Source organism: Pseudomonas sp. GW821-FHT01E10 (genome assembly GCF_059422365.1).
In genome coordinates, this window is the sequence record NZ_JBWKWT010000006.1 from 19,682 (window position 1) to 43,734 (window position 24,053).

The 24,053-nt window shown below is 58.2% G+C and carries 26 protein-coding genes and 2 pseudogenes; 18 read left to right on the forward strand and 10 right to left on the reverse strand.

What is annotated here, in order from left to right:
• Positions 1 to 62 precede the first annotated feature (62 nt).
• Complete coding sequence (locus AC07V0_RS13410; RefSeq protein ID WP_495019610.1) at positions 63 to 1,541, reverse strand: RimK family ATP-grasp domain-containing protein; 1,479 nt, start codon at positions 1,539 to 1,541, stop codon at positions 63 to 65.
• 200 nt (positions 1,542 to 1,741) lie between these two features.
• On the opposite strand from AC07V0_RS13410, the pseudogene rimI reads away from it, so the two are divergent.
• Positions 1,742 to 2,188: pseudogene (gene rimI, locus AC07V0_RS13415) on the forward strand (ribosomal protein S18-alanine N-acetyltransferase); the annotation flags it as partial.
• Positions 2,189 to 2,243: 55 nt separating this feature from the next.
• Here the strand turns inward: rimI and AC07V0_RS13420 are convergent.
• Both AC07V0_RS13420 and AC07V0_RS13425 read right to left on the reverse strand, forming a co-directional pair.
• A complete protein-coding gene (locus AC07V0_RS13420) occupies positions 2,244 to 3,392 on the reverse strand; it encodes a PQQ-dependent sugar dehydrogenase (protein WP_495019611.1) in 1,149 nt (382 codons plus the stop codon).
• 51 nt (positions 3,393 to 3,443) lie between these two features.
• Positions 3,444 to 3,806, reverse strand: a complete 363-nt coding sequence (locus AC07V0_RS13425) for a hypothetical protein (protein ID WP_138867625.1) — start codon at positions 3,804 to 3,806, stop codon at positions 3,444 to 3,446.
• A gap of 213 nt (positions 3,807 to 4,019) precedes the next feature.
• On the opposite strand from AC07V0_RS13425, the gene ku reads away from it, so the two are divergent.
• Positions 4,020 to 4,880 carry a non-homologous end joining protein Ku gene (ku, locus tag AC07V0_RS13430; RefSeq protein WP_086944223.1) on the forward strand — a complete coding sequence of 287 codons (861 nt, stop codon included), beginning with the start codon at positions 4,020 to 4,022 and terminating at the stop codon, positions 4,878 to 4,880.
• An 80-nt stretch (positions 4,881 to 4,960) separates the two neighbouring features.
• Here ku and lpxO read toward each other — a convergent pair whose 3' ends face one another.
• On the reverse strand, positions 4,961 to 5,860 hold the full coding sequence (gene lpxO, locus AC07V0_RS13435; RefSeq protein ID WP_026286412.1) for a lipid A hydroxylase LpxO: 900 nt from the start codon (positions 5,858 to 5,860) through the stop codon (positions 4,961 to 4,963).
• Between the two features lie 234 nt (positions 5,861 to 6,094).
• Here lpxO and AC07V0_RS13440 point away from each other — a divergent pair, with 234 nt between their 5' ends.
• Complete coding sequence (locus AC07V0_RS13440; protein WP_028940522.1) at positions 6,095 to 6,772, forward strand: SOS response-associated peptidase family protein; 678 nt, start codon at positions 6,095 to 6,097, stop codon at positions 6,770 to 6,772.
• 182 nt (positions 6,773 to 6,954) lie between these two features.
• Positions 6,955 to 7,167, forward strand: coding sequence for a hypothetical protein (locus AC07V0_RS13445; RefSeq protein WP_111453605.1), 213 nt, complete (start codon positions 6,955 to 6,957; stop codon positions 7,165 to 7,167).
• Here the strand turns inward: AC07V0_RS13445 and AC07V0_RS13450 are convergent.
• Positions 7,137 to 7,478 carry a hypothetical protein gene (locus tag AC07V0_RS13450; RefSeq protein WP_495019612.1) on the reverse strand — a complete coding sequence of 114 codons (342 nt, stop codon included), beginning with the start codon at positions 7,476 to 7,478 and terminating at the stop codon, positions 7,137 to 7,139. The two genes, AC07V0_RS13445 and AC07V0_RS13450, sit on opposite strands and share 31 nt — an antisense overlap.
• Positions 7,479 to 7,632: 154 nt before the next feature.
• Between AC07V0_RS13450 and dapF the strand changes: the two genes are divergently transcribed.
• Entirely contained in the window at positions 7,633 to 8,451 is an 819-nt protein-coding gene (dapF, locus tag AC07V0_RS13455; protein WP_064618087.1) for a diaminopimelate epimerase, read from the forward strand.
• Positions 8,452 to 8,490: 39 nt separating this feature from the next.
• Here the strand turns inward: dapF and AC07V0_RS13460 are convergent, their stop codons facing one another.
• Positions 8,491 to 8,772, reverse strand: coding sequence for an excalibur calcium-binding domain-containing protein (locus AC07V0_RS13460; RefSeq protein ID WP_081626508.1), 282 nt, complete (start codon positions 8,770 to 8,772; stop codon positions 8,491 to 8,493).
• Between the two features lie 348 nt (positions 8,773 to 9,120).
• Here AC07V0_RS13460 and AC07V0_RS13465 point away from each other — a divergent pair.
• From AC07V0_RS13465 to AC07V0_RS13475, 3 genes and pseudogenes are all read left to right on the forward strand, one after another.
• Positions 9,121 to 9,392: pseudogene (locus AC07V0_RS13465) on the forward strand (hypothetical protein); the annotation flags it as partial.
• Positions 9,376 to 10,965 (forward strand): ABC-F family ATPase, encoded by a 1,590-nt coding sequence (locus AC07V0_RS13470; protein ID WP_026286413.1) that lies wholly within the window; start codon positions 9,376 to 9,378, stop codon positions 10,963 to 10,965. The pseudogene AC07V0_RS13465 and the gene AC07V0_RS13470, both read left to right, overlap by 17 nt.
• Positions 10,966 to 11,134: 169 nt before the next feature.
• Positions 11,135 to 12,322, forward strand: coding sequence for an MFS transporter (locus AC07V0_RS13475; RefSeq protein WP_495019613.1), 1,188 nt, complete (start codon positions 11,135 to 11,137; stop codon positions 12,320 to 12,322).
• A 27-nt stretch (positions 12,323 to 12,349) separates the two neighbouring features.
• Here the strand turns inward: AC07V0_RS13475 and AC07V0_RS13480 are convergent, their stop codons facing one another.
• Both AC07V0_RS13480 and AC07V0_RS13485 read right to left on the reverse strand, forming a co-directional pair.
• Complete coding sequence (locus AC07V0_RS13480) at positions 12,350 to 13,387, reverse strand: alpha/beta hydrolase family protein (protein ID WP_018926067.1); 1,038 nt, start codon at positions 13,385 to 13,387, stop codon at positions 12,350 to 12,352.
• A gap of 169 nt (positions 13,388 to 13,556) precedes the next feature.
• Positions 13,557 to 14,168 carry an FMN-dependent NADH-azoreductase gene (locus AC07V0_RS13485; RefSeq protein ID WP_495019614.1) on the reverse strand — a complete coding sequence of 204 codons (612 nt, stop codon included), beginning with the start codon at positions 14,166 to 14,168 and terminating at the stop codon, positions 13,557 to 13,559.
• 130 nt (positions 14,169 to 14,298) lie between these two features.
• Here AC07V0_RS13485 and AC07V0_RS13490 point away from each other — a divergent pair, with 130 nt between their 5' ends.
• Together AC07V0_RS13490 and AC07V0_RS13495 are read left to right on the forward strand one after the other, a co-directional pair.
• Positions 14,299 to 15,207 carry a LysR substrate-binding domain-containing protein gene (locus AC07V0_RS13490; protein ID WP_018926069.1) on the forward strand — a complete coding sequence of 303 codons (909 nt, stop codon included), beginning with the start codon at positions 14,299 to 14,301 and terminating at the stop codon, positions 15,205 to 15,207.
• Entirely contained in the window at positions 15,204 to 15,563 is a 360-nt protein-coding gene (locus AC07V0_RS13495) for an MmcQ/YjbR family DNA-binding protein (protein WP_495019615.1), read from the forward strand. The genes AC07V0_RS13490 and AC07V0_RS13495 overlap by 4 nt, the downstream gene beginning before the upstream one ends.
• A gap of 6 nt (positions 15,564 to 15,569) precedes the next feature.
• Here AC07V0_RS13495 and AC07V0_RS13500 read toward each other — a convergent pair whose 3' ends face one another.
• Entirely contained in the window at positions 15,570 to 15,998 is a 429-nt protein-coding gene (locus AC07V0_RS13500; RefSeq protein WP_018926071.1) for a DUF1294 domain-containing protein, read from the reverse strand.
• The gene (locus AC07V0_RS13505) at positions 15,995 to 16,825 is read right to left on the reverse strand and encodes an undecaprenyl-diphosphate phosphatase (protein WP_192350611.1); all 831 of its coding nucleotides are present in this window, start codon (positions 16,823 to 16,825) and stop codon (positions 15,995 to 15,997) included. The genes AC07V0_RS13500 and AC07V0_RS13505 overlap by 4 nt, the downstream gene beginning before the upstream one ends.
• A gap of 295 nt (positions 16,826 to 17,120) precedes the next feature.
• Between AC07V0_RS13505 and AC07V0_RS13510 the strand changes: the two genes are divergently transcribed.
• From AC07V0_RS13510 to fapE, 8 genes are all read left to right on the forward strand, one after another.
• Positions 17,121 to 18,755: a methyl-accepting chemotaxis protein gene (locus AC07V0_RS13510; protein WP_495019616.1), complete on the forward strand. Its 1,635-nt coding sequence runs from the start codon at positions 17,121 to 17,123 to the stop codon at positions 18,753 to 18,755.
• Positions 18,756 to 18,994: 239 nt separating this feature from the next.
• Entirely contained in the window at positions 18,995 to 19,558 is a 564-nt protein-coding gene (pnuC, locus tag AC07V0_RS13515; protein ID WP_064618096.1) for a nicotinamide riboside transporter PnuC, read from the forward strand.
• A complete protein-coding gene (locus AC07V0_RS13520; RefSeq protein WP_495019617.1) occupies positions 19,555 to 20,079 on the forward strand; it encodes an AAA family ATPase in 525 nt (174 codons plus the stop codon). Before pnuC ends, AC07V0_RS13520 begins: the two co-directional genes overlap by 4 nt.
• 370 nt (positions 20,080 to 20,449) lie before the next feature.
• Positions 20,450 to 20,902 (forward strand): functional amyloid chaperone FapA, encoded by a 453-nt coding sequence (fapA, locus tag AC07V0_RS13525; protein ID WP_064618101.1) that lies wholly within the window; start codon positions 20,450 to 20,452, stop codon positions 20,900 to 20,902.
• Position 20,903: 1 nt separating this feature from the next.
• Positions 20,904 to 21,497 (forward strand): fibril amyloid subunit FapB, encoded by a 594-nt coding sequence (gene fapB / locus AC07V0_RS13530; RefSeq protein ID WP_495019618.1) that lies wholly within the window; start codon positions 20,904 to 20,906, stop codon positions 21,495 to 21,497.
• A 64-nt stretch (positions 21,498 to 21,561) separates the two neighbouring features.
• A complete protein-coding gene (gene fapC / locus AC07V0_RS13535) occupies positions 21,562 to 22,500 on the forward strand; it encodes an amyloid-like fimbrin subunit FapC (RefSeq protein ID WP_086946101.1) in 939 nt (312 codons plus the stop codon).
• 67 nt (positions 22,501 to 22,567) lie between these two features.
• Positions 22,568 to 23,248, forward strand: a complete 681-nt coding sequence (fapD, locus tag AC07V0_RS13540; RefSeq protein ID WP_018926079.1) for a fibril amyloid maturation endopeptidase FapD — start codon at positions 22,568 to 22,570, stop codon at positions 23,246 to 23,248.
• A 45-nt stretch (positions 23,249 to 23,293) separates the two neighbouring features.
• Positions 23,294 to 24,040: a fibril amyloid subunit FapE gene (gene fapE, locus AC07V0_RS13545; protein ID WP_495019619.1), complete on the forward strand. Its 747-nt coding sequence runs from the start codon at positions 23,294 to 23,296 to the stop codon at positions 24,038 to 24,040.
• Positions 24,041 to 24,053: the final 13 nt, after the last annotated feature.

Below are 24,053 nucleotides of genomic sequence, written 5' to 3' on the forward strand. Positions count from 1 at the left end.
TAGCCGGACGCTGATGGCAAGTCAATGGCCAAATTTCAACAAGCTCGGTAGGTTGAGGCCACTCACCAAGCCTGACCACGGCGTTTGAGCTCCAGCCGCCGGACGAACTCTTCCAGCACCAGCGTGTACAGATCGTCCTGCAGGTACGCGTCTTCGATGCCGGCGTCGATGTTCGGGTTGTCGTTGACTTCGATCACCACCACTTTGTCGCCGGACTGTTTGAGGTCGACGCCATAGAGTCCGTCGCCAATGAGATTCGCGGTTTTCACCGCCAGTTCAACCACTGCTCGCGGCGCTTCGTGAACCGCCAGGGTGCGGCATTCGCCGTTGATGTCCTGGCCTTTGGCCTTATGGTTGTAGATCTGCCAGTGGCCCTTGGACATAAAGTACTGGCAGGCAAAAATTGGTTTGCGGTTGAGCACACCAATGCGCCAGTCGTACTCGGTGTAGAAGAATTCCTGAGCCAGCAGCAACACCGAGTGTTCGAACAGTTCGGCGGTGGCCTTGAGCAAGGCTTGCTGGCTTTCGACCTTGATGACGCCCCTTGAGAAACAGCCGTCGGGGATTTTCAACACCAAAGGAAACCCCAGACGCTCGCCTACCCGCTCAAAGTCTTCCGGTCGCTCCTTGTAGAGGATTTCAGTGGCCGGCATGCCCAGTTGATGGCTCTTGAGCAAGTCAGTCAGGTAAACCTTGTTGGTACAGCGCAGGATCGACGCCGGATCGTCCATCACCACCAGGCCTTCACTCTCGGCTTTTTTCGCGAAACGATAGGTGTGGTTGTCGACGCTTGTCGTCTCGCGTATCAGCAGCCCGTCGTATTCGGCGATTCGGGCGTAGTCTTTGCGTTCGATCAGCTCAACGTCGATGCCCAGCATCTTGCCGACCCTGACAAAGTTGTCCAGAGCCTTGGGGTTGGAGGGCGGCAATACTTCTTGCGGGTCGTGCAGAATGGCCAAGTCATAACGGGCCAAGCGCCGAGAGCGTGGCAGGCACCAGATCTTGCGACTGAAACTATCCAGCGCGTTTGCAAACTGATCTTCCTGATCTTCACGCGACTTATGCAGGGTGCCGAACTTTACACCTTCGATGTGCCAACCGTTAGTTCGACGAAATTCAACTAACAATATCGGACAAGGAAAAACCTCGAATAACTGTCGAGCCAATTCCTGTAATGGCTCGATTGAGGTCTGGCCGAAGTACAGGGTCAAGGTGAAACCTTCGGTATCACTGTAGACATGATGACTTAAGGCTTTTTCCAGGGTTTTATCCAGATCGTCCAAGGCCAGGCCATACAGGGACTTTCGGGTCAGCTCGCTGATGGTCCGCACCGACGGAATCACCTTGTGCCCCCGCGCTTCGGCCAACAGCGAGCAGTAATAACCGTGCCCGAGGTACTTGTAACTGCGGCACAGGTTGATCACCTGAACCCGTTTGCCCTGCTCGTTGTTACGGGTCTGTTCGAGGTATTCCTGGGCGGTGACGATGTCTTCACTGGGAAAGTATGAGGCCCAGTCTTCCTTGCGTTCGACGATTATCATCAACGGGCTGGAAGTTCTGATCGAGGCATTTAAATAGTTTGCAGAAGTTATTGCCGTCGGCAACGTTTGTTCGGATACTTCGCGCCAATGACCTTGTACCGCTGACATAGTGATTGATCCGTTGGAGAACAAGACCTTTCCTATTAAGCACGAACTTTTTCGAAAGTCCCGTTTCGTTACGCAACTTTTACGGCGGTCATATGAATCCTGTTTTTCGCCTGGCGGTCATTGAAGACCTTCCAGCACTGCTGGCACTCGAACAGCAATGCTTCACCACCGACCGGCTCAGCCGGCGCAGTTTTCGATGGATGATCAGCCGGGCTCACGGGCAACTGCTGGTGGCCCAACGTGGCGAGCGATTGGTGGGGTATGCGCTGGTGTTGTTTCACCGGGGTACTTCACGGGCACGTCTGTACTCGATTGCGATCGCCGTTGATGCTCGCGGCAGTGGGCTGGGCAAGCAATTGCTCGAACGCGCCGAAGCCTGCGCCCTTGAGCACGATTGCGCCTGCCTGCGACTTGAAGTTCGCATCGACAACCCGATGGCAATCGCTCTGTACGAGCGCAACGGTTATCGGCGATTCGGGCTGATTCATGACTATTACCAGGACCATGCCGACGCGATGCGACTGGAGAAACACGTTCTGTAGCAGCTGCCGAACACAGGCTACGCCAGCAGCTACAAAGGTTGTGCGAGTCTGTTTACTTCAACCCAACCTTGTACAACGCACCATCGTCTTCATCGGTCAGTACATACAGATAACCATCCGGCCCCTGCCGCACATCGCGAATCCGTTTGTTCAGCTCACCCAACAGCCGCTCTTCGTGAACAACCTTGTCGCCGTCGAACTGCAGGCGGATCAGCTCCTGGCCCACCAGCGCGCCGATAAACACGTTGTGCTGCCAGGCCTTGAAGCGATCGCCATCGTAGAACGCCATGCCGCTGAGGCCGGGGGATTTTTCCCAGACATGCTGTGGACCTACGGTGCCTTCGACGATTTTGCCCTTGGCTTCCGGGATCGGCAGGCCGGAATAGTTGATGCCGTGGGTTGCTATCGGCCAGCCATAGTTCTTGCCACGCTCGATGATGTTGACTTCGTCACCGCCCCGGGGGCCGTGCTCATTTTCCCAGAGCGTTCCGCTCCAGGGATTGAGCGCCGCGCCTTGCGGGTTGCGATGGCCGTAGGACCAGATTTCCGGGCGTACGCCTTTTTGCCCGACGAAGGGGTTGTCCTTCGGCACCTTGCCGTCCGGATAGATCCGCACCACCTTGCCTTGCAGCTTGTCGAGGTCCTGCGCCGTGGGTCGATCGTTGTTCTCGCCCAGGGTGATGAACAGATAACCGTCGCGGTCGAACACCAGACGGGAGCCGAAGTGATTGCCAACCGAAAGCTTGGGCTCCTGGCGGAAGATCACATTGAAATCCTTGAGGGCCGTCAGGTCTTCCGACAACCGTCCGCGACCGACCGCCGTACCCGCCTTGCCGCCCTCACCGCCACCTTCGGCATAAGACAGATAGACCATGCGGTCTTGCTTGAAGTCGGGCGACAACACCACATCGAGCAACCCGCCCTGCCCGTTGGCCCAGACCTGAGGCACACCGCTGAGCGGACTCGAAAGTTTGCCATCGACACTGACCACCCGCAGGTTGCCCGGCCGTTCGGTCACCAGCATCCCTTGGCGACCGGGGAGGAACGCCAGCGCCCAGGGATGCTCCAGACCTTTAACGATCGGCGTGACCTCAAGGGTGCCCTCATCACTTTTCAATTCCTGGGCAGGCGCAGCAAACACGGGCGCACTGATGATCAGTACGCCGGCAAATAGTGTGGTCAGGAGGGTCTTACGCAACATGCACGATTCCTTTTGTGGTCAAAATGGCTGGCAAGACCTCTGTCCTGCCGTTCAACGGTTGCTGGTGTCTGCGTCCCGATGAGGTGGATTGGGTATGAATGTCGGTGGGCTGGCGGGAGCCTGGCGATCCTGCGGATAACGGTTGCCGATACCGCCGTTCTCCAGGGTCGGTGGTCGCGGCGCAGGCGCCGTACTCGGCCCGCGGATCACCGGGATGCCGGGTCGCGTGCCTTGCATGCTGTTGGGATTGGCCCGGCGGATCGGGTTGTTGTAAGGATTGTTATTGGTGCTGCCCGGCAGGTTCTGGGCCAGCAGCAAGGGCGAGGATGGCGGCGCGGCGGCATCGGCCAGGGCCAGGCTGCTTAGCACGCCACTCAACGCCAGTGCGATGACGCCGAACACACATCGGTTCATGGAAACCTCTCTAAAAGCGCGTGCAACGCTTCATGGATGAATAGAGCCACGCTACGCCCGGGGTTCGGATTTGTTAACTAAAACCTCCTTCAGAAGATGTAACACCAGTTGACTGCACCGTCGATCAGCCCGCAAAAGCGGGTCGCAGCCGACTGAAACTTTCCCCCGGGCAACAGGTCACCTGAACATCAATGGGCTGACGAGAACACGACGATGGCACGGGCAATCTGGAAAGGCGCAATCAGTTTCGGTCTGGTGCACATCCCCGTGGCGCTGGTCTCGGCGACGTCTTCCCACGGGATCGATTTCAACTGGCTCGACAGTCGCAGCATGGAGCCGGTGGGCTATAAACGCGTCAATAAGGTCACTGGCAAGGAGGTCACCCAGGCGCACATCGTCAAAGGGGTCGAGTACGAAAAGGGTCGTTACGTGGTGCTCAGCGAAGAGGACATTCGCTCGGCCCATCCACTGTCGACCCAAACCATCGACATTTTTGCCTTTGTCGACAGCAAGCAGATCCCCCTGCAAAACATCGACACACCCTATTACCTGGCGCCGGACAAACGCGGTGGCAAGGTCTATGCGCTGTTACGCGAAACCCTCAGCAAAACCGGCAAGGTCGCCCTCGCCCGTGTGGTGTTGCATACCCGCCAGCACCTGGCGGCCGTCATGCCGCTGGAATCGGCCCTGGTTCTGGTGATGCTGCGCTGGCCGGCCGAAGTGCGCAGCCTGGATCAATTGGAGTTGGGCAGTGAAGTGACCAGGCCGGACCTGGCCAAGGGCGAGCTGGAGATGGCCAAACGGCTGGTGGAGGACATGAGCGCCGACTGGACACCCGAGGAGTACCGCGACAGCTTTGAAGACAAGATCATGGCGCTGGTTGAGCAGAAGGCGAATGAAGGCAAGATCGAAATCGTCGAAACCGCTACGGGCGAGGACGAACGCAGGACCGCGGATGTGATCGATCTGACTGAACTGCTCAAGCGCAGCCTCGGTGCCAGGAGTGCCGGTAAAACGGCAGAAAAAGCCAAAGCGAGCACAGATAAAAAAGCCACGAAGCGTTCTCGTGGCTGATCGGTTAGTGGAGTGCCTATACGTTATGCGGTGAAAATCCTGGCCTGCTTGCAATGACTAAATGCGCCGCAAAGCAAAACTCAGATCAGCACAAAAATCGCCAGCAACCCGCCAAAAATCGCCCACTTCTCCAGGTAATAGCGAGCGCGGTTACGCTTTTTGAGTGCTTTGCCGCGCAGGCGAACCGTGTAGATTTTGGCAAACAATCGGTTGATAGCACCGGTCTTGTCACCCGCATCGTTCGGTGCCCCCGCCGCCGCCATCACTGTGCGGCTGAACCAGCGGTTGAACGCCGCCGCCCAGCGATACTTCATCGGCCGTTCGACGTCGCAGAACAGGATGATGCGGTTCTGCTGGGTGCTGTTTTCAGCGTAATGAATGAACGTTTCATCGAACATCACCGCTTCGCCGTCACGCCAATGGTAACTCTCACCGTCGACGTTGATATAGCAACCGGCATCGTTCGGCGTTTCCAGCCCCAAGTGATAACGGTACGAGCCGGCATACGGATCGCGGTGGCGGACCAGTTTGGAACCCGGTGGCAGTTCGGCAAACATCGCTGCCTTGATCGAGCCAATGCTTTGCACCAGTTCAGTAGTACGCGGGCAGAGCTTCGCGGCCGATGGGTGACTGTCGCCATACCACTTGAGATAGAAACGCTTCCAGCCACTTTTGAAAAACGAGTTGAAACCAACGTCGTCGTACTGATTCGAGCGCTTGATCTCCCCGGCCTTGAGCAGGTTCTGGCCTTCGGCGCGAATCTCTTCCCAATGAGCCTGCAAAGGGCTCAAGTCAGGAAAGTCCGCCGGATTGAGATAAGGCCGATTGGGGATTTTCGAGAACATATAAAGGAAGCAATTGATCGGCGCCAGAAACGTCGAGTGGTCGCTTAGTTGGCGGCCTGGTTTGTGGCGCACCTTACCGCGCAAGTGGACATACGCGATGGAGATGACATAGATAGCGGCAATAATGAGTTTCACGGAAATCGTCACACGTCTGAAATGAACAAAGTGCGTCCCGATGGCGCGTTCTTGAGCCATGCCGACAATCGACATGGGGGCGAAAGATGTCATTTTAGCCATACTTTGTAACCAATAGTTAACCTTCAACTGTGAAAATGTGTCTACTCATGCCCGCCAAAATGCCACGCGGCTTTAACGCCCTATTAGTTCAAAGGATCGTCTAAGCTCAGATGTAAGCATGAGGGCTCAGCCATGTGCGGACGACTTTCGCAGTACCGAGGCATTCACGACTTCGTCAAGGCGCTGAGCATGCCCAACGCCTTGGTCAACAATGCCGGCGATCAGCCATTCGAGCTCTACAACGCCGCACCGACGACTCAGCTCGCCCTCTTCCACCAGGAAGGCGACGTGCTGCACGCCGACAGGGTTCGCTGGGGCTGGCGGCCGCATTGGTCCGAAGAACACCCTATGCCGATCAATGCCAGGGTCGAGAAAGTCAGTCACGGCCCATTCTTCAAAGCCATATGGCCGCACCGGGCGATCGTTGCCATCGATAACTGGTTTGAATGGGTTTACGAGGGCGGCCCGAAGAAGCAGCCCTACCTCATCCGCCGCAAGGATCGCGCACCGATCCTGTGCGCGGCGATCGGTCAATACCCAAGGTACGAACATCAGCCGGACGAACATGACGGCTTCGTGATCATCACCGCCGACAGCAAGGGCGGCATGGTGGATGTTCATGATCGGCAGCCGGTGACGCTGAATGCCGAACTGGCCCGGGAATGGCTGGACCCGGCCACGCCGAAAGAGCGAGCCGAGCAGATAGTACTGTCGCAGGGCGAGCCGGCCGAGACATTCGAGTGGTTCAAGGTTGATCAAGCCGTGGGCAATGTGCACAACGATGGCCCTGGACTGATCGAACCTATCTGAACATCGCGCGACACCATTCGTCGCATGGAAAGCGTGGCGCGGAATACGCGTCAATGTCTGGCTTAGGGTTTGCACATGCCGGCGATAGCGGCCCCAGAACGACGTAATTCTGACGCGGCGGCATTCACATTAACGTTTAAGGACTCCAGCGATACGCTTGGTCAGTCACCGGGAGATGTAACGTGTCAACTCTCAACGAAATCGCAGCGAACCACGCGAGAATGGCTAAGGCAAAGGAAGAAGAGTCGACCGGGCTGAGTGAGCGCCCCCCTCAAATAGTGGGCAGTTTCGAAATCACATGCATTGATGAGCAACAGCACATTCCACTGCACCTGATCACTGGCGTACAGGACAACCACCATCATTACAGCGGGCAGATAGCAACAACGTCATAACCACTGTCTGGAGAAGTGATCTGCACAGTCCAGCCTTGCGTAAAAGTCATCTCGTGATACTCGACGATGGCGCTGATTTCCGGGCAAAGCTTTTTGGCTTCCTCTGGAGAACGGTCTACAGAGATATTGACCGTACGATCCTCGGCCGAGAATTCGGAGGCCTGGGTCAAGGCATCATTGCCATCGAGGATTTTGCAGAGCAATGAGGCGTTTTCGGCGGACTCATCCGTAGCGCTGGAGTCAGCGTATTGAGCCGTCACAATCGTCAGGAAACAGAACATACCTGCTGCGAATTTGTTTCTCACTTCCATGTTCCTTGGGTGGGGGATGGAATACTAATTCAAGAGTCGATCAATCGTTATCGGTTTCGAGGGCCGGTGTTTTTCTTTACCCGCTCACGGCTTGCAAAGGTTATGTGATTGGGGCTAGATCGTTCTCAAACGCCAGTTCGCCCAGGATCTATTTATGCCGCTGAGTTTTCATAAAATGCACGCCAATGGCGATGACTTCGTCATTGTGGACTCGCGAAACTCGGCCAATCCAGTGACAAGTAGTTTGGCTCGGCGAATGGGTGATCGGAACCGAGGCGTCGGATTCAATCAACTCGCAGCAGTGCTTGATTGCGATGATGCCGATGCCCGCTTGATGTTTTGGAATGCAGATGGCTCCACGCTGGATGCTTGTGGCAGCGCAACGCGGGGTGCCGCGGACATGCTGATGCGCGAATCCAATATGACTTCGATAGCGCTGCGAACCAACCGTGGCCTACTCACTTGCGAACGAACTTCAGCCGGCGCAATTTCGGTCAACATGGGCGAGCCGCTTTTCGGCTGGTCGGATATTCCCCTGGCTCAGGAACTGGACACTGCTGTCTTGCCACTGGCTGGTGGCCCGGCAGCTTGCAGCATGGGCAATCCTCACTGCACCTATTTTGTGGATGATCTGACAGCCATTGATATAGCGACCATCGGACCGACCATTGAAACCGACCCACTGTTTCCTCTCAGGACGAACGTGCATTTCGTCCAGATCATTAACCGACAACACATACGGTTGCGCATTTGGGAGCGCTGGGGTGGTATTCCGCTTGGTTCAGGCTCTTGCTCTTGTGGCGCCGCTGTCAGCGGAATTCGTCGTGGTTTATTAGACCATTCCGTTGAGGTTGAATGTGATGGCGGCACCGTAACGGTTCAATGGGATGGCGTGGGCCCGGTCTTTCTCATCGGGCCGGTAAAGACTATTTTTTCGGGAACAATCACGGACAACTTATTACAAGTTTTGTAGCCGTCAGGCCCGTTTATTCCCCTTGTCCCGCGGCAAAAGTCATTGGCACCACTGCGACTCACAGGGCACGCCATCGTTGTCGCCATCCATTTTCATTCCCGGACAATTTTGCAGAAATTTTTTGGCCTCTGCACACGAGGTCATCTGCGAGCAATATTGGCGTCCGTCACATTTGAATGGCGCAGAAACAGGTTTCGGCGCAGTCGCGACTGTAGGGGTTACTTTCGGGGGCGGTAGCTTGGCTTCAACCCAAGGTTGTAACTCGGGGGAAAGCTTCCAGGCCAACAAACCAATGATTAACACGACCAAAATCAGTTTCATTTGATTCATCCGTGACTAGAGGCCGTTTATATTCTAGTCGCTTAGAACGAATCATCTGGCAAGAGCAACCAAAGCCTCGATGCCCTGGAGAGAGACTGCCGCCTCATGCGGCATGGAGAGATAAATCCGAATAGGTGCCCACCCTGACCAAGTGCTGGCCATTCAGCAATCCTTCTGAAAGACACCTGGCCGGGCAAGCGCTGCCGACTTTACCCAGAGCAGCGCCCAGTGTCCCTAACACAACGCTGAACAAAAATAACATTGGCGTGTAATCAAGGATTTGCGCAGCGTTTCGCCACCCACCAGGATGAACCATCCCCTCGGGCAGACCCAAGCAGCGGGGCCAACCTGAAGAAGCTCGCGACACGTTATCGCGCGCCGTACAACTGCCGTCACACTTATGCGACAATATGCAGAATGTCTGGCATGAATCCCGCCTTTATTGCCCAACAGCTTGGACAAGCGTCCAGATGCTGCTCTCGACTTATGCGCGCCGGTTGAAGTCTAGCGGTGACTGGGGAGAGATGGAGAAACTCCAAAACGCCCCAGGTATGGCCCAAGCGCCAAAATGCGCAGCTCGCAACCCATTGATAGGTAAAGTAATTGATCTCCACAGCTAACATCACGATGCAGTTCGGCGCCAAGCCGCTATTCGAAAACGTTTCGGTCAAATTCGGCGCGGGCAACCGCTACGGCCTGATCGGCGCCAACGGTTGCGGCAAGTCGACTTTCATGAAAATCCTCGGTGGCGATCTCGAGCCGTCCGGTGGCCAGGTCATGCTTGAGCCGAACGTGCGTCTGGGTAAATTGCGTCAAGACCAGTTCGCCTACGAAGAATTCACCGTGATCGATACCGTGATCATGGGTCACGAAGAGCTGTGGAAGGTCAAGGCCGAGCGCGATCGCATCTACTCGCTGCCGGAAATGACCGAAGAAGACGGCATGGCCGTGGCCGAGCTGGAAACCGAATTCGCCGAAATGGACGGCTACACCGCCGAGTCCCGTGCCGGCGAGCTGTTGCTGGGCCTGGGTATCGGCATCGAGCAGCACTTCGGCCCGATGAGCGAAGTGTCGCCGGGCTGGAAACTGCGCGTGTTGCTGGCGCAGGCGCTGTTCTCCGATCCTGAAGTGCTGTTGCTCGACGAACCGACCAACCACCTGGACATCAACACCATCCGCTGGCTGGAAAACGTACTGACCCAACGCTCCAGCCTGATGATCATCATCTCCCACGACCGTCACTTCCTGAACAGCGTGTGCACCCACATGGCTGACCTGGATTACGGCGAGCTGCGCCTGTTCCCAGGCAACTACGACGAGTACATGACCGTGGCGACCCAGTCCCGCGAGCAACTGCTGTCGGACAACGCCAAGAAGAAAGCGCAGATCTCGGAACTGCAATCGTTCGTCAGTCGCTTCTCGGCCAACGCCTCGAAAGCCAAGCAGGCAACTTCCCGCGCCAAGCAGATCGACAAGATCCAGCTGGCCGAAGTCAAACCTTCGAGCCGTGTCAGCCCGTTCATTCGTTTCGAGCAGACCAAAAAGCTGCACCGTCAGGCGGTCATCGTCGAGCGCATGGCCAAAGGCTTCGACGGCAAGACCCTGTTCAAGGACTTCAGCTTCACCGTTGAAGCCGGCGAGCGAGTGGCGATCATCGGCCCGAACGGTATCGGTAAAACCACCCTGCTGCGCACCCTGGTCAACGAACTGACCCCGGACGCCGGCACCGTGAAATGGACCGACGCCGCCGAGCTGGGCTACTACGCCCAGGACCACGCGCACGACTTCGAAGACGACTGCAACCTGTTCGACTGGATGGGCCAATGGACCCAGGGCGGCGAGCAACTGGTTCGCGGCACCCTCGGGCGTATGCTGTTCTCCAACGACGAGATCCTCAAGTCGGTCAAGGTCATCTCCGGTGGTGAGCAAGGTCGCATGCTGTTCGGCAAGCTGATCCTGCAAAAGCCGAACGTGCTGGTAATGGACGAACCGACCAACCACTTGGACATGGAATCCATCGAGGCGCTGAACCTGGCGCTGGAGAACTACCCGGGCACGCTGATTTTCGTCAGCCACGACCGTGAGTTCGTATCGTCCCTGGCCACCCGCATCATCGAGTTGAGCGCCGATGGCGTGATCGACTTCAGCGGCACCTATGACGACTACCTGCGTAGTCAGGGTGTGTTGATGTAAGGCGGCTTCTGGCTGCAAATGGAAAGCCCCGTCCTGGTGACGGGGCTTTTTGCATTTCAGGTTGATCCACTTACAGCCGATCTGTCATCCACATCGTTAGCCTGCTTTCTTTTATTTCACGCCCGCGCCATGATGCAGTTCTCCTACCGCCGCCCGCGATCGAGCTCTCATGTCTGTGCAGCAACTGCCCCCGCAAAGCTCCATGGCGATCACCCTGCAGATCGTTTCCATCGTTTTCTATAGCTTTATTGCCTTCCTCTGCATCGGCCTGCCGATTGCCGTGTTGCCGGGGTATGTGCATGAACAGTTGGGGTTCAGCGCCATCGTTGCGGGGCTGACCATCGGTTCGCAATACCTGGCCACCCTGCTCAGCCGTCCGATGGCCGGGCGCTTGTCGGACAGCGTCGGCACCAAACGGGCAATTGTTTACGGGTTGTCGGGGATTGTGTTGAGCGGCGTGCTGACGCTGCTGTCGACCCTGCTGCAAAGTTTGCCGCTGTTGAGCCTGATCATCCTGATCGCTGGCCGGTTGTTGCTGGGGATCGCCCAAGGGTTGATCGGAGTCGGCACCATCAGTTGGTGCATGGGCCAGGTCGGTGTCGAGCACACGGCACGTTCGATTTCCTGGAACGGGATTGCCTCATACGGCGCCATTGCCATTGGCGCACCGTTGGGCGTGGTGATGGTCGCTGAATTGGGCTTCGCCAGCCTCGGGATCGTGCTGTCGTTACTGGCCCTGTTGGCACTGCTGTTGATCCGCAACAAACCCTCGGTGCCAGTGATTCGCGGCGAGCGGCTGCCGTTTTGGGCGGTATTCGGGCGCATTGCCCCTTTCGGCGCGAGCCTGAGCCTGGCGTCTATCGGCTACGGCACGCTCACCACTTTTATTACCCTGTATTACGCCAGTCGTAGCTGGACGGGAGCGGCTTACTGCCTGACGGTGTTTGGGGTGTGTTTTATTCTGTCGCGGCTGTTGTTCATTTCCAGCATCAGCCGTTTCGGCGGCTTCACCTCGGCCATTGCCTGCATGAGCATTGAAACCTTGGGGCTGATCCTGTTGTGGCTGGCGCCCTCGACCGTTTACGCCTTGATTGGCGCAGGCCTGACCGGCTTCGGCCTGTCGCTGGTCTATCCGGCGCTGGGCGTGGAAGCGATCAAGCAGGTGCCCAATTCCAGTCGCGGCGCGGGTTTGAGTGCTTATGCGGTGTTTTTCGATCTGGCGCTGGCGATTGCCGGGCCGTTGATGGGCGCGGTGGCGTTGAACCTGGGGTATGCGTGGATTTTCTTCAGTGCGGCGTTGTTGTCCGTGACCGGGCTCGGTTTGACCCTGTTACTGAAACACCGGGCGATGGTCTAAAGCCTGCTGTAAATCTCTTGCGGGAGTTTATTGATCGGCAGTTTGCATGCCGGCCCGACTCGGTTTGCCCAGGGCATGGGAGAAGAAACGTCCGGCTTCGGAGATCAGGTTGCGGTGAATGTCCTTGCGGTCGACGCCGTCGGCATCGGTGCACAGCGCCGGCATGGCGGCGATCTGTTCTTCGTTGCACGGTGCCAGGAACACAAAATGCCCTGCCCCGGCCAGCAATTTGAAATCCGGTGCAGTCGGCAGTTTGCGCGCCAGCGCTGCGGCGTTTTTGTCGAACGCCACCAGTTTGTCGCCATCGCCGCTGTATAGCAGCACCGGCACATGCACGTCGGCCAGGGTCTGGCGGCCGAATTTCAGACTCAGCGGTGCCATCAACAACAAGGCATGCACTCGTGGGTCTGGCACAGGCTGCAAGTCATCGCGGTCGACGATCAATTCACCTTGTGTGTTGCAGGCATCATGATCGTCCGGGCGCTCATGGCAATAACGGCGCAGACGGTCCAGGTCCGGCGTGGCGCCGGACAGGATCAACGCGGTCTCACCGCCCGCCGAATAGCCGATCACCCCGACCTGATCGGCATTGACGAAGGGCGCCAGCATACGGTCGCCCAAGGTCGCGGTAATGGCTTCGGAAATCTGGATCGGCCGCCCGTAAAGATTGCTCAAGGTGCCGAGGCGGCTGTGGTCTTTGGAGTTGTCGCCGGGATGGATCACCGCCACCACCACAAACCCCTTGCGTGCCAGCGAGGTGGCCAGATCGTGCAGGGCCAGCGGGGTTCCGGTGTTGCCATGGGACAGCATCAACATCGGGAAGCGTCCGATGGCGACTTTGGTGTCTTCACCGGCTTCGACCGTGTAACCCTCGAGCTTGCTGGAATGTTCCCTCTCACTGGACGGATAAAAGGCGATGGCGCGCATCGGCTGCAAGTCCAGCGGATCGAGGAACGTCATCTCATGGAAACCGACGCTCCAGTGAGGAAACAGCACAGGCGCGGCGTGCACTGAATTCAGGCTGCCGAACAGGCAAATCAGTAATGTTGCACAAAGACGCACCATGGGATGCCCCACCTTATTACCTGACCGCAGATATTAACCCTCGACTGCATAACCTGGGCCAGAAACTGATCGCCGCCAGAAACAAAAAACTCTGTACCTGGCCATCACGATGACCAGAATACAGAGTTTCAGGGGTATTGCCCGAGCTGTTTACGACTTTACGCAAGCCTTACGCGGCGGCGAACAGTTGTTCGCTGATTTGCGCCTGAGCGTCGCTCATGGCTTTGCTGCGTACTTCATCACCGTAGGCCAGGCCATGGGCGCGGACGAACTCGATGTCGGTGATACCGAGGAAGCCGAACATCACCTTCAAGTACTCTTCATGAGCAGTGCCGGTCGGTTGGCCAGCGTGCAAACCGCCAGCCGTCGAAACGATCACCACTTTCTTGCCGCCGCACAGGCCTTCAGGGCCGGATTCGGTGTAGCGGAAAGTCTGGCCGGCTACGGCGATGCGGTCGATCCAGGCCTTGAGTTGGGTCGGGATAGTGAAGTTGTACATCGGCGCTGCAATCACGACGGCATCGGAGGCGAGGAATTCGGCCAGGGCCTGCGCACCCAAATCGGCTTCATGCTGTTGCGCGGCGTTGCGCAGCTCAGCGGCGGTGCCAGCGGCGACCAGCGTGGCGGCGGAAAAATGGCTGATGGCATCGGCGGCCAGGTCGCGGTAAGTCACCACAACGCCAGGCTCGGCGGCTTGCCAGGCTTTGACGACTTCACCGCTCAACTGACGGGAAGCCGAGTTGTCACCCAGAATGCTCGAATCGATATGCAGTAATTTCATGTGGGATCTCCAAGGTGAGGATCGCCACCCGGCGATCTGATGGAAACAATCCTACCAACGAAACCAATAGCTGATTAGCTGGCAATAATGCGATAGTTCGTCCCACTGATAGAACAGCTGGATTTAAATCATGCAAGATCTCAACGACCTCTACTACTTCGCCAAGGTGGTCGAGGCCGGCGGCTTCGCGGCGGCCGGGCGTTTGCTCGGGATTCCCAAGTCTCGGTTGTCACGACGCATCGCCGAACTGGAAGAACGCCTGGGCGCGCGCCTGCTGCAACGCACCACCCGCCAACTCAACCTGACCGCCGTGGGCGAGCGCTACTTGCGGCACTGTCAGGCGATGCTGCTGGAGGCCGAGATGGCCGACGAAGCGGTGGCCAGCATGTCCAGCGAACCCCGGGGGCGGCTGCGGGTTTCCTGCCCGGTGGGGTTGGCCCACGACATGTTCCCGTCGGTGATCAGCAAGTTCCTGGAGAAATTCCCGCAGGTTCAGCTGGAGATGCTGCTGCTCAATCGCCGGGTTGACCTGGTGACCGAAGGCGTCGATGTCGCCTTGAGAGTGCGGGAACTGGGAGATGAAGACCCACTGCTGGTCACCCGCCGCTTACGTCAGGCGCAGACTGTCATGGTCGCCAGCCCGGCGTTTCTTCGCGAGCGGCAGATCAAGACCCCGGACGACTTGAAAAACGTACCGATATTGGGCGCACTGGAAGCCGATCGGCTGGTGCATCTGCGGATGCTCGACCAGCAGGGCAAGGCCTGTGAAATGACATTCGAAGCCCGATTGGGCATCGACGATTTTCTCGTGCGCAAGGCGTGTACCCTGTCCGGGCTGGGTTTCACCGTGTTGCCGATGATGTATTGCGAGCAGGAACTGGAAAACGGCTCACTGGTGCAGCTGCTACCTGACTGGTCATTGCCGGGCGGTTGGCTGCAAGCGGTCTACCCTCATCGGCGCGGCGTAATGCCGGCAGTACGCGCCTGGATCGACCATTTGATCGAATCATTCAATGCCTGTGGGGACCGACTGTTATGAAGGCAAGACCAATGAGCGAAGAGGATGTCGCGCAATTCTGCCTGGCGCTGCCCGGCGCGCGGGAGGATTACAAGTGGGGGGGCGTGAGGGTGTTTTCGATTGCCGGGAGCAAGATGTTCGCCTTGCAGAACCTGCGGGGCCAGTCCCTGGCCTTCAAGGTCGACAAGGACCTGTTCCTGGGCCATTGCGACCGACCGGGCATTCACCCGGCGCCGTATCTGGTCCGGGCGCAGTGGATCATCATGGACACGCCCTACCCGCTGGGCACCGAAGAGCTGCAAGGCTTGCTGCAACGTTCCCACCAACTGGTGGTGAGCAAGTTGCCCAAGCGCACGCAGATCGGCTTGCTGCTTTAAACAGCTTTAGAACAGCGCGAACAGCTGAGCACCCAAAAACAACTGGTCGATCCAGAACACCTGATGCATCAGCACGATGAGCCAGAACACCAGTTGAAACGAAACCTTGCGGGTTTTGTGCCGAAACACTTGCTGGGCCAGCAAGGCACCCGGCCAACCGCCCGCCAGTTCCACCGCGTGCAAGACGTTCTCCGGCGTGCGCCAGCTGTCGGCGCGGGCCTTGTGCTTGTCGCCCCAGTACAGGAAAAACGCCAGCACGCTGACGATGCCATAGGCGGCCAGGGGAATCACCGACACCCCGCGCAGCCACAGCGACACCGAGCCAAACAACGGCACTGCGCACAGCAAAACGAACACCAGCAATTTCAACCGCAGGTTTTGAATCGCTCCCCCGGACTTGCGCCCGGGGTTGTTGCGTGCGGTGGCGTCGCTCATGGCTTGGCCGCGGTCCAGTCGACCCAACCGAACTGCCAGGTCGCCAGGATCACCAGGCCGAACACGATGCGGTACCAGGCGAACGCCGCGTAGCTGTGGCTGGCGATGAACTTGAGCAGGCCCCGGACGGCGATCATTGCAAAGATAAACGCGGTGACAAAGCCGATGGCGAACACCGGGAAATCAGCCGGAACAAACAGGTGGCGGTATTTGTAGCCCGAGTAAACCGCTGCGCCGACCATGGTTGGCATGGCAAGGAAGAACGAGAATTCGGTGGCCGTCTTGCGCGACAACCCGAACAGCAAACCGCCGATGATCGTCGAACCGGAACGCGAGGTCCCCGGGATCATCGCCAGGCACTGGGCGAAACCGACTTTCAGGGCCTCTTTCCAGGTGATGTCATCGACGCTTTCGGCATGCACGACATGCTGCCGGCGTTCAGCCCACAACATGATAATCCCGCCCACGACCAATGCGCTGGCCACAGTGATCGGGTTGAACAGGTACTTGTGGATCAGGTCGGCGAAAATCACCCCCAATACCACGGCCGGCATGAAGGCGATCAACAGGTTCGCGGTAAAGCGTCGAGCGCTGGGCTGCGTCGGTAAACCGATGATCACGTCGAGGATCTTGCGACGGAACTCCCAGACCACCGCCAGAATCGCGCCGAGCTGAATGATGATGTTGAAGGCCATCGCCCGCTCGCCGCCGAAGTCGAGCAGGTCCGCCACAATGATCTGGTGCCCGGTACTGGAAATGGGCAAGAACTCGGTCAGCCCTTCTATAACGCCTAAAATCAATGCCTGAAAGGCTGTCCAAAGATCCATCATTCCCCCAAGAAGCCATGCCCCCAGGCATGCCCCGTTAATAATTTGTAGAGCGTTATTCGCGATCAGCGTGCGCTGAAACCCCGCGCGCACAAGATCCACACAAAACCGTAAAAATTCCGTGAAAAATCGACTCGGACTCAGGTTTTTCCGCGCGGGGCCGAAATCCTATCAGACAAGCCTCATTTACGCTGCCGCGTAATAAGACCTGAGTCGGATAGGCCCCGATCGGCAACGTGTGGTTGGATGCTGGCGATCGTTTATGACAAGAACAAGAAAACGGAGTAACAGCGTTATGAACAGCTTGCGCAGTGTGTCGATCAGTCGACGCTTGTGGCTTATCTTGATCGTGGCCGTGGTGATGCTGTTGACGTTGGGTGCGTTGATGCTCAAGCAGATCCACGACGACCTCTATCAGGCCAAGGCCCAGAAAACCCAGCACGTGGTGCAGACCGCCAGTGGCATTCTGACCTACTACCACGGCCTGGAAACCGCCGGCACCCTCACCCGCGCCGCCGCGCAACAGCAGGCACTGACCGCCGTGCGGGGTTTGCGCTACGACCAGAATGACTATTTCTGGATCAACGACCTGACGCCGGTCATGGTCATGCACCCGACCAATCCAAAACTTGAAGGCCAGAACCTCTCGACGATCCGCGACCCGGATGGCTTTGCACTGTTCAACGAAATGGCCGCCATCGCCAAGGCCAAGGGCGCAGGCATGGTCAACTATCGCTGGCCGAAACCGGGTGCCAGTGCGCCGGTGGAAAAAACCTCCTACGTCAAACTGTTCGAGCCCTGGGGTTGGGTGATCGGCTCGGGCGTGTACATCGACGACATGCAGGCCGAGTTTAATGCGCAGGTCTGGAAGGCGTCTTTCGTCGGCCTGGTGATTGCCCTGATCATGGCGCTGCTGGTGATCATGATTGCCCGCAGCATCGTGCGCCCGCTGCAGGAAACCGTGAATGCCATGGCCAATATCGCCAGCGGTGAAAGCGACCTGACCCGCAGCCTTGATACCCACGGCCAGGACGAAGTCACGCAACTGGCCCGACACTTCAACGCCTTTACCGCCAAGCTGCGCCTGGTGATCAATCAGTTGCAAGTGTCCGCCGGCGCGCTGGGCCAGTCTTCCAGCGAACTGGGCAACGACGCCGCACAAGCCCAGCAACGCAGCCAGCAGCAGTCCCAGCAAATGGAACTGGTGGCGACCGCGATCAACGAAGTGACCTACGGCGTGCAGGATGTGGCGAAAAACGCCGAGCACGCGGCCAGTGAAATGCGCGATGCCGAATCTCAGGCGCAGCAGGGGCAGATCAATATCGATGGCAGCCTGCAGCAGATCGACAAGCTGTCTTCGACCATCGATCAAGCGGTGGAAGTGATTCGTACGCTGGCCGACGAAAGCACGCAAATCGGCAGTGTCCTGGAAGTGATTCGCTCTATCGCCGAGCAAACCAACCTGCTGGCCCTCAACGCTGCCATCGAAGCCGCCCGGGCCGGTGAGCAAGGTCGAGGGTTCGCGGTGGTCGCCGATGAAGTGCGCCTGCTCGCCCAGCGTACCCAGAAGTCGACGGCAGAAATCCAGTCGATGATCGAACGCCTGCAAAGCCATTCCGAAGCGGCAGTCAAGGTCATTGGCGACAGCAGCCGCGCCTCGCAACTGACCATCGAGCAGGCCGGCCTGGCCGGTGCCAGCCTGAATGCCATCGGCCAGGCCTTGCGCAACCTCAACGGCTTGAATGCCTCGATTGCCAGTGCAACCTTGCAGCAGGCGCATGTGGTGGAAGACATCAATCAGAACGTCACCCAGGCCGCCGGGTTGTCCCACAGCACGGCATTGGCGGCCGAGCAGTCGAGCGTGGCCAGTGTTCATCTCAAGGCATTGAGCGAACAGTTGAACGGGTTGCTCAAGCAGTTTCGCGTCTGATCACTTGTAGCAGCTGGCGCAGCCTGCGTTCGGCTGCGCAGCAGTCGTGAAATCAGGCGACGCCGGTTCCAGATAGACCGTGTGCGCAGAATTTACGACGGCTTCGTCCGAATGCGGCCCACACCGAACGCAGCCTCGCAGGCTCGGCAGCTGCTACACCGGACTGCGCAAGCCGGTTCTACTTGGCCGCGCCTGCCGCTACAATCCTCCCCCCTTTTCGTCTTCCCCAAGGATCCTCCATGTCCGGGCTTGAACTGTTTGCCGCCGCCCTCGGTGTGATTGCCGTCTGGCTGACGGTCAAACAGAACCCCTGGTGCTGGCCGGTCGGTCTGGTCATGGTGCTGCTGTACAGCTGGATCTTTTTCGAGGTGAAGCTGTATTCGGACATGTTGCTGCAAGTGATCTACGCCGCGTTGCAGCTTTACGGCTGGAGGCAGTGGACTCGCGCGGGCGTGACGCATGACGGGCGGCACGTCAGCCTGCTCGATGGCCAATCCGTCGCGCTCGGTCTGGCCGTGGGCGCGGTCGGCAGCCTGCTGCTGGGGGCTGCGATGGCTCACTGGACCGACGCCGCCCAGCCCTGGCTCGACGCTGCCTTGACCGGTTTCAGCCTGGTAGCACAGTTATGGATGGCGCAAAAACGCCTGCAATGCTGGCCGCTGTGGGTCGCGCTGGACGTCATCTTCGTTGGCCTGTTCATCTACAAAGAGCTGTACCTGACCGCCGCCCTCTATGGGGTTTTCGCCCTGCTGGCGGTGCAAGGCTGGCGGACGTGGCGCGCCGACCCGGCGTTGCGCACATGAAAGTGCTGGTGCTCACGGGCCCCGAATCGAGCGGCAAGAGCTGGCTCGCCACCGAGCTGCAACAGCAATTCGGCGGCGTTCTGGTGGGTGAATACGTGCGTTGGTTCATTGAACAGGAGGCACGGGACACCTGCCTCGCGGATATCCCCGAGATCGCCCGCGGCCAGTTGCAATGGGAAGATGATGCCCGCGCCCTTGCGCCACCGTTGCTGATTCTCGACACGCACTTGCTGAGCAACATGCTTTGGAGCCAGACCCTGTTCAGCGATTGCCCGGCCTGGCTCGAACAAGCGCTGCTGGCCCGGCATTACGACTTGCACTTGCTGTTGTCGCCTGAACTCGTCGACTGGACCGACGATGGCCAGCGCTGTCAGCCGCAGCTGGATCAACGCCGGGCTTTTTTCAACGCGACTCAAGCGTGGCTGGAACGGCATCGCCAACCTGTTCAAGTGATCCAGGGTGACTGGGCAGAACGCCGAGCCCAAGCGTTGCAGGCCGTCACTCTGCTGCTAGGTTGCTGAATTCGGCTGTAGCAGCTGCTACAGCCCCCCAGCCCCCCAGCATTTGTTGCGATAATTTTTCAAATGCGTCCGTTTGTGAAACATACCTTTGCACTCGAACAGCCCGTTTCAGCGCTATTCATCATTGCGTCATGATCTGTGTTAAAGCGCTGATACATCACCACGCAAGCTATGGATCCAGAGCGTTGCGCCTACTTTTCCCCGTTATAGCCCCCGCTTTTGTCTCAGGCCTGAAACAGCTCAATCAAGGATCCATTTAGCCTGATCGATAACCCCTTGAATCAAAACAACAATCAAAAAGCGGCACGACTTTCGCTCTCTCCTTCACAACGCTGATTAGGGCCAGCGCACAACAGAAGGAATCGCAGTCGTGGGGACTTTTCGTAAAGGCTTTACGCGCTTGATGCTGCTCGGATGTGCCGCCGTCTCGGTACTCAGTCTTGATGTTCAGGCTGAAGGCAATGGCGTGATCGTACTCACTCGTGATGTACAGCCCCACACCGTCGGCAGGCCGCCGTTCCAAAAAGACCCCTACCCGACCACTGTCAACGCCAACCCTTCGGATCGTGTCACCTCGACACTCAACAGCACCGAACTGAGCGATGGTGAGTTCGCCAGCGTGGCCAGCGGTTCGTCCATCAGCAACAACATCAATCAGAACGGGAGCGTACCCGGCAGCCTCAATGTCGTGACCAATCCCAATGGGATGCCCGGCATGAGTGCCGGTCACGGCGGCGGTAGCGGTGGCGCGATTTCGGGAACGATCAACCATGCCATGAGTTCCGGCCTCGCGCCGTTGGGCAGATTGGCGGGAGGTCAATGACATGAGCCGCTCCCTGATCCTTCTCGCCCTGGTCATCGGTGCCAGTGTGAGCCCAGGCGCCATGGCCGACTCCAGCGTTCCGGTGGTCAACACCGCCAACATCCTGGATTCCGGCGCCCGGTACAACGGCAACTTCAACGTCAACCAGGCCTCCGGCGATCAACAGCAACAGGCCAATACCCGCGCCATCGCCATCGGCACCACTGATGCCTCGGCGACCACCCGCGTCATCCAGAAACTCGACACGCCCGCCAACCCGTCGATGAACGCGACGGCCACCATCGGCGGCAACTCTTTCAGCCAAGGCAACGGTGCACTGGGTGTCAACCAGGGCGCCGGGGCCAACAACCAGATGGCCAACGCAATGCGCATCAGCATCAGTGCTGCGCCGCAAAGCGTCGACGATAGCGCCCTTTCTCAACAGAACGTGGCGTTGTTACCAAGCTCAGGGGCAACTGACGCTTCAAAAGGCAGTCGCCAGGTCGTGACAAGCGACCAGGCCTTCACCGGCAGCCGAGGAGTGACTCAGGTGAACCAGAGTGCCGGGGTGGGGAACCGAATGGCTAACACCCTGAGCATACGGGTCGCTGACTGACCCGAACGCAGTGCGATTAGAAAGTAACCAACACTTAACCAACTAATAAGCACGGAGAATCACCATGAAACCCACAATGGCTCTCAAGCCTCTGGTCTTCGCCTTGGCATCCGTCATGGCGATGGCTGCACAGGCCAGCGACAACGATCGTGGTCACCACCATCATCACGGCCCCAAAGGCCCCACCTGGGAACAACAGCTGTCAATCGACTCAGCCGCCAACGCCTATGTAGGGGACACACAGGACAGCAGCGGCAACTCGGTACTTAACCAGGGCACCAAAAACACTGCCAATGCCGACAACTCACTCAACGGTTCCAATGGCAACATGGGCGCCAACGTGGCTGGCGGTGACGGCAACCAACAAGACAACGCCGCCGCGCTGGCGACCGCCGATGAAAGTTTCATCTTCGGTTCTGCCACTGCAACGTCCAACGCCTATCAGTACAACACCGACAACTACGTCAAAAACCGCTCTACCCAAAATAACGCCACGCTCAACAATGCTGGCAACAACGGCTCCGGCAACATTGGCATCAACGTGACTGCCGGCAACTTCAACCAACAGAAAAACAACCTGGCGATTGCCGTGTCTGGCGGCCGGGTAGCAACAGCCTCGGCTGACGCTTACCAATCCACCACCGGCCTGGATGTCGACAACAAGGCTGACCGGACCCACGTCACCACCACCCTCACCGATACCACCACGTCCTCGGGCACCTTCAAGGCCAAAGGCACCGGGACGATCGACGACAGTGGCTGGGGTCACAGAGGCGATGACAAGTTCAAATTCAGCGCCGTGGGCACCTTCGATCTGGCTGGCGTCACCACCCATCAAGTGCTGACTCCAGACGGCTGGAAAAACCCGGTTGTGAACAACGCCTCCATGACCAACTCGATGAACAGCTTCTCCGGCAACGGCGGTGCCAACGTGTCGGCGGGTGTGGGCAACCAACAAAGCAACTCTCTGTCCATTGCTGCCGGCTGCAGAGCCTGCATGTAATCGCGATCGAAATGAAAGCCCCGGCAACGGGGCTTTCTTTCCATGGCTCCTCGAGGGCGTATCGATCATGCGTACGACAGCCTTTTTCGCCCTGCTGTGCCTGTGTGGCCTGACTCAGGCGGCACAGATGCCAGTCGCCGCCTTACCTGGCGGCATGCTGGTTTACAAGCAGGTGCAAAGCGTGCGTGAGCGCAAGTTCAGCGACATCGTCGAACAAAAAACCGACTTCAGCTGCGGCGCTGCCGCACTGGCCACGGTGCTACGCCAGGCTTACTGGCTCGATGTCGATGAGGAACACATCATCAAAGGCATGCTGATCAATGCTGATCAGAACCTTGTCCGTACTCAAGGTTTCTCCATGCTGGACATGAAGCGCTACATCGAAGCAATCGGCATGCGCGCGCGTGGCTACCGGATACCGCCCGAGAAACTCGAAGCGGTGACCATTCCGGTGGTGGTGCTGATGGAAATTCGCGGCTACAAGCATTTCGTGGTGATGCAGCGGGCGGACAAGAACTGGGTCTATATCGGCGACCCGGTGCTTGGGCACAAACGCTATTCCCATGATGACTTTGTCAAAGGCTGGAACGGCATTGTCTTCGCTATCGTGGGTCCTGGTTACGATAAAACCAATGCACTGCGTAGCCCTCCGGAACCGCTGACGGCCAAGAACAAGCTGGACACTTTCAACCCGGTCAAAGATGCCGAGTTGATGGACTTTGGCTTCATTCAGAGCGACTTCTTCTAATCGCCCACTGATGATAGAGAGGGCCGGATGCCCCGGGAGCAGCAGATGAAAACCTCATACTGGCTGGCCGCCGCTTGCCTGGCAGCAAGCGCATCGGGTTATGCCAATGCAGGATTCAAACCCATCGAACTCAAGGACCATGAGCTCGCCGAGCTACGCGGTCGTTATGTCATGCCAGGGCGGATCATCAGCTTTGGCATCATCATGAGCAGCACCTGGCGCAATGCCAGCGGAGACCAGATCGGGGTGGCGACGGCCATGCAGATCCAGGCCTCTACCGTAAAGCCGCAACTTTACGTGTCGACCATTAAAGAAACCGGTAACGGCAGTACGCCGCCATCGGGCACCGGAAATGTGATCGGTGGCGCAGGACTGACCACTACCCAGGGAGTCACCCAAACTGTTCGCGCCGCTGGTGACGGCAATACCGCCTACAACAATGTCGCCATCAACGTCAAAGAGGCCAACCAGGCGCCGGCGCCGAGTCCCGTCCAAGGGCAGGTGCTGACAAGCGGGCAAACCATTACCGACAGCAATGCCGCCGGTAGCGTCGCGGTGTCGAACACCGGTGGTGGCGTGCAAATGGCCATCCAGGCCAGCAACAATCAAGGTACGGCCATGCAAAAAGCGGCTCAGGGGGGGCTGGTGCAGAACACCCGGCTTCTGGGCAACAGCAACAGGGTCAATAACCTGACGCAACTTAATGTAGTGCTTAACAACAACGGCCGAAATGCCGGAGCAGTCAACTGCAATCTGAGTCAACTCAACGCACTACGCAGCCTGGGATATTGAACTACGCTGATGT